The following is a 14,653-nucleotide window of genomic DNA, read 5'->3' as shown; positions in this document are numbered from 1 at the left end:
ACCATTATTACAACGCACGGTACTTATCTCTCAGTCTCTGACGAACCCACTCCGCAAGCGCGTTTACTGCAAACGTAAACACAAACAAAATCAATGCAGCTAGGAACAGCAGGCGATAATGCGAACTTCCAACTTCCGACTCTGGCAACTCAACGGCGATGGTTGCCGATAAGCTGCGCAATCCTTCCAAAATATTCCAATCCATTAATGGCGTATTGCCCGTTGCCATTAACACAATCATGGTTTCGCCAACAGCGCGTCCCAGGCCCATCATAATGGCAGAAAAAATACCTGGACTTGCAGTAAGCAAGACAACATAGATTAAAGTTTGCCAAGGCGTGGCCCCTAATGCCAAAGAGCCATCCGATAAATGCTTCGGTACAGAGAAAATGGCATCTTCGGCAATGGTAAAAATCGTCGGGATAACAGCAAACCCCATCGCTAACCCCACCACCAATGCATTGCGTTGATCGTAACCAATACCATGCTCGGTTAAGAATAAGCGCATATCGCCACCAAAGAACGTCTGCTCAATCGTAGGCGAAATCCACACTCCAAGCCCAATCAGTACCAATATGACAGGCATGAGCACTAAAGCATGCCAACCATTAGGCAGACGATTCCGCAAAGGTTGCGGTATTAATGCCCATAGCCCGCCCATAATCATGGTGCTCAAGGGCAAAACAAACAGCATAACGACGATCGTAATCAAATGATCTTCGACAATAGGCGCGAACCACAATCCCGCGAGGAAACCTATGATCACCGTCGGCAGTGCTTCCATTAGCTCAATCGACGGTTTTACTACACGACGCATGCGTGGCGACATAAAGTAAGCCGTATAAATAGCACCTAGCACTGCGAGTGGTACTGAAAACAGCATCGCAAACATCGCCGCTTTTATCGTTCCAAACGCAATAGGTACTAGGCTGAACTTAGCCTCAAAGTTATCGCTCGCCGAAGTCGATTGCCACACAAATTCAGGCTCAGGATACCCTTCGTACCACACTTCTTGCCATAATGAAGACAATGAAATTTCCGGATAGGCATTGTCCACTTCCGCAACATTTAACGCATTATTTTGCCAAGTGATTAAGTAGCGTTCATTGTTAGACATTGCTGCGATTGCGGGCGCTTGATTGTACGCACGCTTAAACAACACCAGTTTTTCACTGGTTGTATAATGGCTTTGCAGCGTGCCGTTGGTGTAAAAGCTATAAAATCCTTTTCGATGAGAATCCGGCAACAAATACTTAAGCTCTGATGCCAATTTAAAATCACGAATATGCGTTAACGTGCGTTTTTCTTCTTGCAGCGTATCAAACCATTGCGACACCCGACCATCGTTGTGCGTCACCAAAAGCGAGTAAGCACCAGCCAATAAGTCTATCGTACGAACGGAATGCTTCTTATCACCTTGAGTGAGATCGACCACCTCTCGCACAGCAAATTTACGTGCGGTTTTCTTTAACACTATCAACTCAGAGCCATCGCGCAAATAAAGCGTTTCACCGTCAGGTGTCAACAACATTTGCTGAGGCGTATTAAAGCCTGAAGAGAACGTAAAATCGATCGTTGCAGGAGACGTACCCAAAGACGAAGCCACTTGCCAGCGAGCTTTCACTTCACCACTTTGCGTCTGCCAAACAACCGTTGGTAAGGGCGTCGAAGCTGCAAATACAAACTGAGTCACAGGATCTTGAGGCGTACTTAGTGTCAGATCCATGCTGGTGTCTAGCTCAATCACTTCCGGAGGACGTGTATTTTCTCTCAACGTGGCATTAAATTCTGGCTTGAAAAGGTTCGCTTTACCCTGCCCATCAACAAATCCATACCAACCTAGCCCAGGAGCAGATTGAGAGAAAGCGACGGGTTTCTGGGCGATTTGCTGTGTATACACCGCAGGTTTCGTAGGATCGTCCATCGACAAATATTGAATCTCACCACTTTGGGTTAGAACGAACGCGAGCTGAGCGTAATCATCCACTGAAATCGCAAGTGGTGTTTCAATATGAGTGGCTCGAATGGCTTGGTTGGTTTTGATCTCCGCATCAGAAAAAAGCGGAATGATCACCATGGCGAGGTAGACAAAGATCAAAATAAGCGCCGCGAGTACGCCGACACCACCGGATGTCACTGCAAGTCGAACTAAACGATCTTTTATCAGTCGTTTCTTATCTTTTTCCTGCAATGAAAACTCGGCTTGTGCCATTTAAATCTCTACCTTTTTTGACTTAGTACTAGAATATGTCGTTAAGATGACAATTATATTACAGATCACATTAAACACCTGAAAAGAATACAACTCTTATGCAATGCGTGGTATGAAATAAATCTGTAATGAAAATCTCATAATGTTCTCACTCATCCATTTTTCCAAGATGAGTACGTAATACTTCACTTTTGGCTAGGTAAGGTTATGAGCGCAGAAAAACTATATATAGAAAAAGAACTGAGTTGGTTGTCTTTCAACGAACGAGTATTACAAGAAGCTGCCGATAAAACCGTCCCTTTGATCGAACGTATTCGCTTTCTTGGGATCTTTTCCAACAATTTAGATGAATTTTACAAAGTACGCTTTGCGGACGTGAAGCGCAGAATCCTAATCAGCCAAGAGCGCGGTGGCAGTGATAGCCCTAAACGACTGTTAACCAAAATGCAGTCGAAAGCACTAAAGCTTAACGAACAATTTGATGAGCTTTACAGCGAGTTGATTCGAGAAATGGCGCGACGTCGCATTTTCTTGGTCAACGAACAACAACTGGATGAATCGCAACAAAAGTGGATCGCGAAATACTTCCGTAGAGAGGTAATGCCGCATATCACTCCCCTCCTAATGAAAGACGAGATCGATGTTCTGCAATTTCTCAAAGACGAGTACGCTTACATCGCCGTGGAACTGCGTAAAGAAGAACATTACCAGTACGCTCTGATCGAAATTCCGACCGATCACCTTCCCCGCTTTGTGATGGTACCAGAACAGAAAGGAAAGCGTCGAAAAACCATCATCTTACTTGATAATATTATCCGCCACTGTTTGGACGAGCTGTTCAAAGGCTTTTTTGATTATGATGAGCTTAGCGGCTATGCGATGAAAATGACGCGTGACGCTGAATACGATTTACGCAATGAAATCGAGTACAGCTTGCTTGAACAAATGTCAGAGGGTGTCAATCAGCGACTGACAGCAAAGCCCGTTCGCTTCGTCTACGAACGCGATATGCCGCCTCAAATGTTAGAGTTTCTGTGTAACAAACTTAATATCTCTAACTACGATAACCTTATCCCCGGCGGACGCTATCACAACTTTAAAGACTTCATCGGCTTTCCAAATGTTGGACGAGAGTATCTTGAAAATAAACCTCTCCCGCCAATGAAATGTGCCGATTTCGAAGGTTATGCCAACAGCTTTGACGCGATTAAAGCGAAAGATATTCTGCTCTATTATCCCTACCACACTTTTGACCACATTAGTGAGTTAGTGCGCCAAGCCTCCTTCGATCCCAAAGTACTTAGTATCAAGATTAACATTTATCGCGTCGCGAAAGATTCTCGCTTGATGAACTCTTTAATTGATGCAGTGCACAACGGCAAAAATGTCACTGTGGTCGTCGAACTGCAAGCTCGCTTTGATGAAGAAGCCAATATCGAATGGTCAAAAGTATTAACCGAAGCGGGTGTGCACGTCATCTTTGGTGCGCCTGGTCTTAAGATTCACTCAAAGCTACTGATGATTAGCCGCCGCGAAGGTGAAGAAATTATTCGCTACGCACACATCGGCACAGGCAACTTCCATGAGAAGACGGCACGAATTTATACCGACTTCTCCCTGCTTACGGCAGATCAAGAAATCACTAATGAAGTCCGTAATGTCTTCGGTTACATTGAGAATCCATACCGACCAGTGAAGTTCAATCACCTTATGGTATCTCCTCGTAATTCTCGAACCCAAATCTACCGCTTAATCGATAATGAAATTGCGAATGCCAAGCTAGGGAAAAAAGCCGCTCTTACGATCAAGGTCAATAACCTAGTCGATAAAGGCATCGTCAATAAGCTTTATGGAGCAAGTACTTCCGGTGTAAAAATAAACATGATCATTCGAGGCATGTGCTCATTAGTACCGGGCATTGAGGGGATCAGCGACAATATTCGCATCATCAGTATTGTTGACCGCTTTCTTGAGCACCCTCGCGTGGTGATCACCCACAATGATGGCGATCCGCAAGTTTATATCTCCTCCGCAGACTGGATGACAAGAAATATTGATCACCGTATCGAGGTAGCAGTACCAGTCCGTGATCCACGTTTGAAACAGAGAATTATTGATATAACGAATATCCATTTTACCGATACAGTAAAGGCTCGTTTAATAGATAAAGAAATGAGTAACGCTTACGTACCACGAGGTAATCGCAAAAAAGTTCGCTCTCAAATCGCTATCTATGACTATCTTAAAAATATAGAAAAGCAAACTAGAAAACAAAATTCAGATGCCTCAAATACTTGAACAAGATACTCGCTACATTGCCGCGATAGACCTCGGCTCAAACAGTTTCCATATGGTGGTGGCCAAAGTTGTCGGCAGTGACCTACAACTGGTTAGTCGTCATAAACAACGTGTTCGCTTAGCATCAGGACTCGACAGTGAATTGAACTTAAGTCACGCCGCAATGGAGCGTGCGCTAGAATGCTTAGCCATGTTCGCTGAAAGGTTGCAAGGGCTTGATGAGTCAAATGTACGTATCGCCGCCACACACACACTAAGACGCGCTAAAAATGCCCACCTTTTCATCGAGCGTGCGAAAGAAGTGATGCCTTTCCCAATAGAAATTATCCCTGGAGAAGAAGAAGCCCGCCTGATTTACTTAGGCGTCGCGCACACTCAAGTAGAATCCAACTCCAAACTAGTCATCGATATCGGAGGCGGCAGTACCGAGATGATTATTGGACAAGAATTTGAGCCTGAGCTTCTCAACAGTAAACAGATGGGATGCGTCAGTTTTACAGAGCAATACTTTAAAAACGGCAAACTGTCAGGAAAAAACTTCAGCAAGGCGATGTTAGCTGCCGAACAAAAACTCGAGTCCATCGCTTCAACATATCGTAAAAAGGGCTGGGATATTGCTCTCGGCTCATCAGGAACCATCAAAGCGATTCAAGAAGTGCTAGTAGGATTAGGTTTTGAAGATGGCCTGATCACAGCGAGTCGACTGGATACACTTATCGGAACTCTGTGTAAATTTGATTCCATTGAAGATATTGAGCTGGCGGGTCTAACAGAAGAACGTAAACCCGTATTCGCAGCAGGCGTAGCGATTTTGTCCGCGATTTTCAAAGCGCTTCGCATTGAGCAAATGTTTTTCTCCGATGGTGCTCTACGCGAAGGCCTGTTGTACGAAATGGAAGAGCGTTTTGCACGCTCCGATATTCGCATGCGCACCACAGAAAATTTAGCCAACAAGCACCGAGTCGACTTAGAACATGCCGCTCGTGTTAAGGGGCATGCACGTGAGATGTTATGTCAGGTACGCTCTGAACTAGGCATTAAGAAAAAGAGTGAATTATTTGACTTACTAGAGTGGGCAGCGTTGCTTCATGAAGTCGGATTAAGTATCAACTTGCGTAGTTTCCATCGCCACTCTTTTTATATTCTGTTGCACTCCACCCTACAAGGCTTCAACCGTGAGCAGCAATTAGTGCTTGCAACATTGGCTCGCTTCCAGCGTAAAGCGCTCAAATTGCAAGAACTACCAGATTTCAACCTCTATAAACAGAGTGACGTTATAAGCCTCATCAAAATATTACGACTTTCTATCGTATTAAATGGGCAGCGTAATGAAGATCCATTGCCTGATATCACCTTATCTATCAAAAATGACGAATGGATTCTCACATGCACAGATGAAGCATGGCTAGAAAACAATAAATTACTTCACGCGGATTTACAGGAAGAACAAGAACGTTGGGACAGCGCGAAGTGGACACTCACTTTCTGATCTCGTACAGTCCATACCTAAATAAAAAGTCGGCTTACAGGCCGACTTTTTTTAACTCTTCTTCTGCAAAATCTGCCGTAATGGGCACATAACCATCTTTCTCAACCAACGCTTGTCCCTGAGCAGAAAAGATAAAGCGAATAAATTCAGCTTCAATTGGTGTTAATGGGTAATCAGGGTGCTTATTCACGTAAACATATAAGTAACGTGATAGTGGGTACTTACCACTAACAATATGTTCTCGCGTTGGAGTCACGTAGTCATTTCCCATTTTAGCCACAGGGACTAAGCGCACACCTGCCACTCGATAACCGACACCGGAATAACCAATTCCACTGATGGTTGACGCTACAGCTTGCACAACTGACGCGGAGCCTGGCTGCTCGTTAACTCGGGTCTTGAAATCGCCGCCACACAAGGCATTACTTTTGAAGTAACCATAAGTTCCAGAAACGGAGTTACGACCAAACAACTGGACGTTTCGCTTTGCCCACTGTGATTCAAGACCGAGTTGCTGCCAGTTTGTTACAAATTGACTTTCGCCACAGCGTAGCGTGGCAGAAAACAAAGCATCTAATTGACTAAAGTTAAGACCTTGAATTGGGTTATCTTGATGAACAAAAATACCGATTGCATCGATGGCTACCCTAAGCGCCGTTGGCTTATAGCCATGTTCACGTTCAAATGCTTCAACCTCTCTTAAACGCATAGGGCGACTCATGGGACCAAACTGCGCTGTTTGTTCGGTCAATGCTGGAGGGGCAGTAGAAGAGCCAGATGCTTGGACTTGCGCATTAATATTCGGGTAAATGGATTTAAACTCTTCAACCCAAAGCGTTGTCATACCCGCAAGTGTATCGGAGCCAACAGAGAGCAAGTTCCCGACAATCCCCGTCGTTTTATGATAAGTCGGCAATGGTTTATCTTGAGCGGCAGCCATAAAAGAACAAACAAGCGCGAATAAACTGAATGTTTTTGCCAATCGTAAAGCCATTATTTCACCACCAAACGCTCAGGCAATACGAAAGAAAACTTACTGCCCACACCTACTTCACTGTGAATTTCTAAATGAGAGTCATGGTGACTCAGCGCGTGTTTTACAATGGCTAGCCCTAAACCACTTCCACCAGTATCACGTGATCTTGCTTTATCCACTCGATAAAAACGCTCGGTAAGTCGGTGTAGGTGCTGAGGTTCAATACCATCACCACTATCTTCCACCTCTAAGCATGCGCCTTGAGAGGTCTGGAACCAGCGAACATTAATGTTTGCACCAGGCGGCGTGTATTTGACGGCATTATAAACGAGGTTAGAGATAGCACTACGTAACTGGTCATCATCGCCCAACACGCGTAGGCTAGCATCAACATCAAATTTCAATTTATGTTGATTGTCCCCACTAAGGCTAACTGCCTCTTTTTCTAACACTTCAAGCATCGCAGGCACATTCACGACTTCCTCAAGTTCATGCATAGGTGCCGCTTCAATTTTAGATAGTGTCAGTAGTTGGTTCACCAAACTGTTCATGCGGTTGAGCTGCTCCGTCATGACACCATGAGCTTTGCTCCACATTGGACCCACGACCATATCAGGATCTTCTGTCATCTCAAGATAACCTTGTAGCACCGTCATTGGTGTACGCAGTTCATGAGATACGTTGGCAAAGAAGTTGCGACGCATTCCCTCAAGTTGTTTTAACTGGCTAACATCACGCACCACCATCAAATGTTCACCTTCGGTATACGGTACGATACGTAGTTCTAGCATGCGTTCGACATTGAGTGGTGAACGCATTTCTAATGGCTCTGAAAAGTCTTTCTTGTTGAGGTACTTGATAAAATCAGGTGTACGAATGAGATTGGAGATAGGTTGACCTGAATCTTCTGGCCAATGGAAGCCCAGTAAGTGCTGAGCCAGCTTGTTGCACCAAACAATATTGCCTTCAGCACGGAATACCACTACCGCATCGGGTAGCGATTCTGCACCATTTCGGAATCGACGAATAAGATTAGTAAGCTCTTTTCGTTTGCGGCGTTGGCGCTGTTGTAAGCGATACAACCCATTGAACAAAGATTCCCAGTTACCGCTACCAGACGGTGGCGTGAGGCGTTTTTCATCCCATAACCAAGAAGATAAACGTACTTGGTTATGCAAATGCCACACAAGCTGCAATGCCGTAGCTGCCAAAAGCAACCACGGCATATAACCGAATATCCAACCTACTATCACCCATGGGGTGTAAAAAAAAGCCAGCTCCCAGGCCAGCTTTTTCCACGTTAATCTTTCAACCACTCATAACTCCAGAAATGGTACCGATAAGCTGCGTGTTAATTTATGCCTTCGTCGAGAAGCGATATCCAGCACCACGAACAGTTTGGATCAGCTTATCATGCCCTGCAGCTTCCAATGCTTTACGCAGGCGGCGAATGTGAACATCGACCGTACGGTCTTCGACATACACGTTAGTGCCCCAAACATTGTTTAATAGCTGCTCACGGCTGTATACGCGTTCTTGATGCGTCATGAAAAAATGAAGCATCTTAAATTCTGTTGGGCCCATGTCTAATGGCGCATCATTAGCCGTAACACGGTGCGATACAGGGTCAAGCTTCAATCCCTGTACATCAATTACATCTTCTAGTGCAGTCGGGGTAACGCGACGAATCACCGCTTTTAAGCGTGCAACCAACTCTTTAGGAGAGAATGGCTTAGTAATGTAGTCATCCGCACCGACTTCTAAACCGCGCACTTTATCTTCTTCTTCACCACGAGCGGTAAGCATCACAACTGGAATGTTGCGCGTTAATTCCTCTCGCTTCATATGTTTGATGAAGTTAATGCCACTACCGCCTGGTAACATCCAATCCAGTAAAACTAAATCAGGGAAGGGTTCAGCCAGTTTGGTTACTGCAGTATCATAATCTTCCGCTTCTACCGCTTGGTAACCTTTCTGCTCAAGTACGAAGCACAGCATTTCGCGAATAGGAGCTTCGTCTTCAACAACCAGAATCCTTCTAGACATAATTGAGTAACCTTATGTTCGTTGAGCTAATGAATTTAAGAGACAAAGCGCCTCTCTATGCATAAGCATTATCACTACCAATTATGACACTTTTGTGACCTTTGAAAACAAATTTTCATATAACTTTCTTTTGAGGTTCATTCGGATATTTTTCATTTCTATTAAGACATCAGCACAAAAATTCCCTATGATTAGTCCCTTGTCATCAAGCCTAGAGAAGATTTATGTGGTTTAAAAACTGTCTGGTATACCGCGTTAACCGCGAGGTTACTTTTAACGCCGAACAACTAGAAACTCAGCTGTCTGAATTCCGATTCACCCCGTGTGGCAGTCAAGACAAACAGAAATTTGGCTGGGTCAGTGCAATGGGTAGACATGGCGATATGATGACTCACGTGTCAGAAAACCGCATTCTGATTTGCGCCAAGAAAGAAGAGAAAATGCTACCTGCCTCTGTGATCAAAGAATCATTGAATGCAAAAGTAGAAGCAATGGAAGCGCAAGAAGGTCGTCCTCTGAAGAAGAAAGAGAAAGACAACCTGAAAGATGACATCGTAATGGATTTACTGCCGCGCGCATTCAGCCGCAGCAGCCACACTCACGTGCTCATCATGCCAAAAGAAGGTTTTATCCTTGTTGATGCAAGCAGCTATAAAAAAGCAGAAGATGTATTAGCATTGCTTCGTAAAACCATGGGTAGTCTACCTGTTGTTCCTGCTATTCCAGAAGTGGCGATTGAAACTACGCTAACCGAGTGGGTGAAAAGCGGTGACACACCTCAAGGTATCAGCATGATGGACGAAGCTGAGCTAAAATCCGTACTTGAAGAAGGTGGTGTGATTCGCTGTAAGAAGCAAGAGCTAACCACTGATGAAATCCGCAACCACATCGCTGCGGATAAAGTCGTGACGAAACTTGCGCTTAATTGGCAAGATCGTATTGAGTTCATTATGACGGAAGATGCGGGCATCAAACGTCTAAAATTCTCTGATGAATTGAAAGATCAAAACGATGATATTCCACGTGAAGATCAAGCAGCTCGATTTGATGCAGACTTCTCTCTAATGTGTGGAGAGTTCAGTGCTTTCCTTCCCAACTTATACGATGCGCTAGGCGGCTTACCGAATCCTAACGCATAATATTGTATAAAGGTTAACCATAACGCCCTCACTTTTTTTGAGGGCGTTTTTCTATCTGAAGCACAATTACCCTAGTCACAGTTCACATTTTGACGTAAAATTTGCGCCCCATTTCCATTAGGTGGAATTGGCCTGACTTGTGATCAGATAAAAGAGAATTGAGCAATGACAACTGAGAAAGCATTCGTGCCTGAGCTACTATCTCCAGCGGGCAGCCTGAAAAACATGCGTTACGCATTCGCCTACGGGGCAGATGCAGTTTACGCTGGCCAACCTCGCTACAGCCTTCGCGTACGTAACAACGAGTTTAACCACGAGAACCTAAAAATCGGTATCGATGAAGCCCACGCCCTAGGCAAAAAGCTTTATGTGGTATGTAACATTCAACCACACAACTCGAAGCTAAAAACGTTCATCCGTGATCTTAAGCCAATCGTAGAGATGGGTCCTGACGCATTGATCATGTCAGATCCAGGCCTAATTATGATGGTTCGTGAAGCTTTCCCAGAAATGCCAATTCACCTTTCTGTACAAGCAAACGCTGTAAACTGGGCGACCGTTAAGTTCTGGGCAGCGAATGGCGTGGAACGTGTGATCGTTTCTCGCGAGCTATCTCTAGAAGAAATCGAAGAAATTCGTGAGCATTGCCCTGAAACTGAGCTTGAAGTATTCGTTCACGGTGCATTATGCATGGCTTACTCTGGTCGTTGCCTACTTTCTGGCTATATCAATAAACGTGACCCTAACCAAGGCACTTGCACTAACGCATGCCGCTGGGAATACAAAGTTGAAGAGGGTAAAGAAAACGACGCTGGTGACATCGTAGAGAAATTCGACCCGACGGAAGCACAGCCTGTCGAAGTACAAGACGAGCGTCCTGAAACCACAATTGGTCGCGGCAAACCAACAGATGAAGTCGTTCTACTTTCTGAAGCACACCGTCCAGAAGAAAAAATGGCAGCTTACGAAGACGAGCATGGTACTTACATCATGAACTCTAAAGACCTACGAGCGGTTCAGCACGTTGAACGCTTAACTAAGATGGGTGTTCACTCATTGAAAATTGAAGGTCGTACTAAATCGTTCTACTACTGCGCACGTACCGCTCAAGTTTATCGTAAAGCAATTGATGATGCTGTAGCAGGTCGACCATTCGATGAAAGCCTAATGGGTACACTAGAAAGCCTAGCTCACCGTGGCTACACTGAAGGCTTCCTACGCCGTCATACACACGATACTTACCAAAACTACGATTACGGTTACTCAGTCTCTGATGCTCAACAGTTTGTTGGTGAATTCACTGGCAAACGTCGTGGTGACATGGCTGAAGTAGAAGTAAAAAATAAGTTTCTTGTCGGTGATAGCCTTGAACTAATGACGCCAAAAGGCAATATTGTTTTCACGCTAGAGGCAATGGAAAACCGCAAGTCAGAGTCTATTGAAGACGCGAAAGGAAACGGTCACTTTGTATTCATTCCAGTACCAGCAGAGCTAGATTTAGAATATGGCCTATTAATGCGTAATCTAAACTCAGGGCAGGACACCCGTAACCCGACTGGTAAGTAACCATGGCCTTGCTCATTACTGATAAATGCATTAACTGCGACATGTGTGATCCCGAATGCCCCAATGGGGCAATCAGTATGGGAGAGAGCATTTTCGAAATTGATCCAGCGCTATGTACAGAGTGTAAGGGGCATTACGAAAAGCCGACCTGTCAGTCAGTGTGTCCAATTACAAAATGCATAATCACTGATCCGAACCATGTCGAAACTGAAGAGCAGTTGCTTGAAAAATTCGTGATTATTCAAGGGTTAGCATAAGAGCAATTAGGTTCAACTTTGGCATCAAAGTTGAACCTTTTCTCAACCTGATTTTTCAATAGGGATAATATTGCAGAACAGCTCTTTTTCAAAATGATACTCTAGTCTCTCACGCCAATTTTCCGCTTGAGAAACAGGTATTAAATAAAAGTTTTCTCGGCTCGTATCAGTAACGAAAGCCATTCCATATTGCATCAGCTCATAATGCACATCATTAACAAAACCCGGATCAAGGCGTTGACGCCCAGTCAGGTGATTCACATCCTCTCGAGTCAAAGAGACTCCTTTAGTATCACTGCTAAATCTGTGTCTTAACCACTCTGCAAATTCTTTTGCACAAATCATAGTCATGGTTTTGTCCTTGATTTACTCTTCTAACAGGAAAAGGGTATATCCCTGCCTTACACACTTGTCTGCGTTGTTATCGCTTTTTAGCCAACTGACAGACATATTGCTAAGAAACCAGAGTATCGTGACGAAAGATCTTTTTCTAAACAGAGAAGTTACAACTTACCCATACTACAACTCTTTGTTTAATTTAGATTTCTATAATATGTCCCCAAAACTGATTGGGTTAGTTTTTGTATTGGTACTATTCAATGTAGACAAAAGTATGATGTTTCTCCAGTTTCATAAAAGAGATCACCAAGTACAGATAAACCTGAAGAGTAACACTAATTAGGATTGATAAGCGGCAAGCATTGAGGTGGAACGACTTTTTTTCGTTTGGGCTTAGAGGTTGTTTTTACCCGTTGAGGGGTATCAGTAGGTTTTGCTTTCGGGGCCCAACTTGCAAGCTCAGCACCGCAACCATCACCTACTGGAGGTGGTGCTTGATCAACACAATAGTCGCTCGAATCAGGACAAGATAACCTGACGTGAAAGTGGTAATGATGCCCCCACCATGGACGTACTTTACGTAACCAAGAACGATCTTTGCCGTTTTCTTGCAAGCAAAGTTGCTCCTTAATAACAGGATGTACAAAAATTCGTGCAACATCCTTACTTTTTGAAGCGTACCGAATTAGCTTAAAGTGCCGTTCTTCCCAGCGATGATTAAGTATGGAATAACCTTTTAAATCCACCACACTCATGGGCTTAGGAAGTTGTAATTCGTTATAAGAAAGCGGTTGGTCAGCAAGTCTTAACCAAATATCGATATCTAACCCGGTTTGATGACTAGAATGACCAGAGGAGAACCTTCCACCTCTAGGTAAAGACAAATCACCAATCAGCAGAGTGGTGTTGAGATTTTGGTGAGCTTTAAGCGCCAGATTTTCAATAAACTCTATCGTTTTAGGGTGCCCATAGTAGCGCTTCGTTTTACTACGTAAGACTTGATAACCAACGCCATCGAGAGGCAAGGGTAATGCACCATCTAAACAACCGTTAGCATAACTACCAATAGAGGAGGAAGAGTTTCGGGTAGGATTAACCGCAGACTCCCAAGGAGTAGAACATACTGAAGCTGAGAAACATAAACCCAAAGTTACAATGAAACTCAGCCTCATAGCCTTTAACCTTTAGTAGTGTTCGCCATTATCGTAATAAGCTTTAGGAGATAAGGCGGAAAAGATAACTGCAACATCAATATCGGCACCAGCGATACCGCGCACTTGTTGCGTAATAAGCTTGGCAACTTCATCTTGCACTTCCTGACCACGGTCGAACCAAAGCACTTCGACAAAAGGATATGCAGCACTCACCTCACCCTCATTGAAAAACGTAGTGTAGATATACTCAAAAGTAAAATCCTCACGCGGACAGTCCATTAGAGGCTGAAGTTCATCCGTAAGGGGTTTTGATAATGCCTGAACAGCTTGTGGCTCTACAGCACGGAATCGAAAATGTGGCATAAACTTACTTCCTAATTATTAGCATTAAGGCATGATGATAACAGGAACCAAGTCAGTAATCATCCAAGCCAATGTAACCACTGACCTTTCAATAGATTGTGAATCATATGTGCTCGATAACGAAGAAAAAGTGTTATGAAATTCGAAGGTAAAACAGAAAGAGCAACGCGATACATCAACATTTAGTAATTACATTACTAGAAAATAAAACTATCTGAAGCAAAGGTATGCCATATTCGTTGGATAAACATACACCTGACGTCGAAACTATACGTTAGGAATAAAAGAGCCCCTGACCTAAGCCAGAGCTTATGAATATGGGGGATAGGTGAAGTGGACCAATATCCCGGAGATATGAGCTTTCAATCCCCCCGATACTTTGGTATCAGAGGAATCGACAACTCTTCCAACTAGTCAGCTTCTCTTTTCTTCAGATGCAAAAAAGCCCCAGCATTACTGCTGAGGCTTTAGAGTATGGCAGGGGTGGAGAGATTCGAACTCCCAACACGCGGATTTGGAATCCGCTGCTCTGCCAATTGGAGCTACACCCCTGTAATTCGTGTTTATTGAGACGACGCTCAAATAAGTGGCGGAGTGGACGGGACTCGAACCCGCGACCCCCGGCGTGACAGGCCGGTATTCTAACCAACTGAACTACCACTCCGCAGTGGTATCACTCGCTTTAATAAGCAAGTGTCCGCTTTTGTCTTCACTTTTCGAAAAAGTGAAAATAAAACTAAAGCCTGGCGATGTCCTACTCTCACATGGGGAAGCCCCACACTACCATCGGCGCTATTTCGTTTCACTTCTGAGT

General features: G+C 44.2%; 12 protein-coding genes and 2 tRNA genes. 5 read left to right on the top strand and 9 right to left on the bottom strand.

The annotated features are described in order from the left end of the window. Positions 1 to 7: 7 nt before the first annotated feature. On the bottom strand, positions 8 to 2,212 hold the full coding sequence (locus tag R7Q09_RS15695) for an ABC transporter permease subunit (RefSeq protein WP_318070977.1): 2,205 nt from the start codon (positions 2,210 to 2,212) through the stop codon (positions 8 to 10). A gap of 207 nt (positions 2,213 to 2,419) precedes the next feature. On the opposite strand from R7Q09_RS15695, the gene ppk1 reads away from it, so the two are divergent. Then, on the top strand, positions 2,420 to 4,510 hold the full coding sequence (gene ppk1 / locus R7Q09_RS15690; RefSeq protein WP_005381748.1) for a polyphosphate kinase 1: 2,091 nt from the start codon (positions 2,420 to 2,422) through the stop codon (positions 4,508 to 4,510). Continuing rightward, positions 4,494 to 5,999 carry an exopolyphosphatase gene (gene ppx / locus R7Q09_RS15685; protein ID WP_054576950.1) on the top strand — a complete coding sequence of 502 codons (1,506 nt, stop codon included), beginning with the start codon at positions 4,494 to 4,496 and terminating at the stop codon, positions 5,997 to 5,999. Before ppk1 ends, ppx begins: the two co-directional genes overlap by 17 nt. A 34-nt stretch (positions 6,000 to 6,033) precedes the next feature. On the opposite strand, the gene R7Q09_RS15680 is transcribed toward ppx, so the two are convergent. From R7Q09_RS15680 to phoB, 3 genes are read right to left on the bottom strand one after another with little or no spacing between them, the layout of a single operon-like run. Next, positions 6,034 to 6,993: a PstS family phosphate ABC transporter substrate-binding protein gene (locus tag R7Q09_RS15680; RefSeq protein ID WP_042521153.1), complete on the bottom strand. Its 960-nt coding sequence runs from the start codon at positions 6,991 to 6,993 to the stop codon at positions 6,034 to 6,036. Further along, complete coding sequence (gene phoR, locus R7Q09_RS15675; protein ID WP_005383667.1) at positions 6,993 to 8,291, bottom strand: phosphate regulon sensor histidine kinase PhoR; 1,299 nt, start codon at positions 8,289 to 8,291, stop codon at positions 6,993 to 6,995. Before phoR ends, R7Q09_RS15680 begins: the two co-directional genes overlap by 1 nt. 40 nt (positions 8,292 to 8,331) lie before the next feature. Next, positions 8,332 to 9,021 carry a phosphate regulon transcriptional regulator PhoB gene (gene phoB, locus R7Q09_RS15670; protein ID WP_005381752.1) on the bottom strand — a complete coding sequence of 230 codons (690 nt, stop codon included), beginning with the start codon at positions 9,019 to 9,021 and terminating at the stop codon, positions 8,332 to 8,334. A gap of 224 nt (positions 9,022 to 9,245) precedes the next feature. On the opposite strand from phoB, the gene rdgC reads away from it, so the two are divergent. The 3 genes from rdgC to R7Q09_RS15655 all read left to right on the top strand — a co-directional run bounded on the left by rdgC (position 9,246) and on the right by R7Q09_RS15655 (position 11,983). After that, positions 9,246 to 10,160, top strand: coding sequence for a recombination-associated protein RdgC (gene rdgC / locus R7Q09_RS15665; protein WP_005381753.1), 915 nt, complete (start codon positions 9,246 to 9,248; stop codon positions 10,158 to 10,160). 165 nt (positions 10,161 to 10,325) lie between these two features. Further along, positions 10,326 to 11,726 carry a tRNA 5-hydroxyuridine modification protein YegQ gene (gene yegQ / locus R7Q09_RS15660; protein WP_005381754.1) on the top strand — a complete coding sequence of 467 codons (1,401 nt, stop codon included), beginning with the start codon at positions 10,326 to 10,328 and terminating at the stop codon, positions 11,724 to 11,726. Positions 11,727 to 11,728: 2 nt separating this feature from the next. Beyond that, a complete protein-coding gene (locus R7Q09_RS15655) occupies positions 11,729 to 11,983 on the top strand; it encodes a YfhL family 4Fe-4S dicluster ferredoxin (protein ID WP_005381763.1) in 255 nt (84 codons plus the stop codon). A 42-nt stretch (positions 11,984 to 12,025) separates the two neighbouring features. Here R7Q09_RS15655 and R7Q09_RS15650 read toward each other — a convergent pair whose 3' ends face one another. From R7Q09_RS15650 to R7Q09_RS15630, 5 genes are all read right to left on the bottom strand, one after another. Beyond that, positions 12,026 to 12,334 (bottom strand): hypothetical protein, encoded by a 309-nt coding sequence (locus R7Q09_RS15650; RefSeq protein WP_005381765.1) that lies wholly within the window; start codon positions 12,332 to 12,334, stop codon positions 12,026 to 12,028. A gap of 323 nt (positions 12,335 to 12,657) precedes the next feature. Further along, positions 12,658 to 13,494, bottom strand: coding sequence for a penicillin-insensitive murein endopeptidase (gene mepA / locus R7Q09_RS15645; RefSeq protein ID WP_005381766.1), 837 nt, complete (start codon positions 13,492 to 13,494; stop codon positions 12,658 to 12,660). A gap of 12 nt (positions 13,495 to 13,506) precedes the next feature. Next, on the bottom strand, positions 13,507 to 13,839 hold the full coding sequence (locus tag R7Q09_RS15640) for a DUF1904 domain-containing protein (RefSeq protein WP_005381768.1): 333 nt from the start codon (positions 13,837 to 13,839) through the stop codon (positions 13,507 to 13,509). Positions 13,840 to 14,314: 475 nt separating this feature from the next. Beyond that, positions 14,315 to 14,391: transfer RNA gene (locus R7Q09_RS15635), tRNA-Trp, on the bottom strand. A 35-nt stretch (positions 14,392 to 14,426) separates the two neighbouring features. Continuing rightward, a tRNA-Asp gene (locus tag R7Q09_RS15630) sits at positions 14,427 to 14,503 on the bottom strand. Between the last annotated feature and the right edge of the window lie 150 nt (positions 14,504 to 14,653).

The sequence above is a fragment of the Vibrio sp. 2130-1 genome (assembly GCF_033339515.1).
This window is presented reverse-complemented; position numbering and strand designations above follow the sequence as displayed.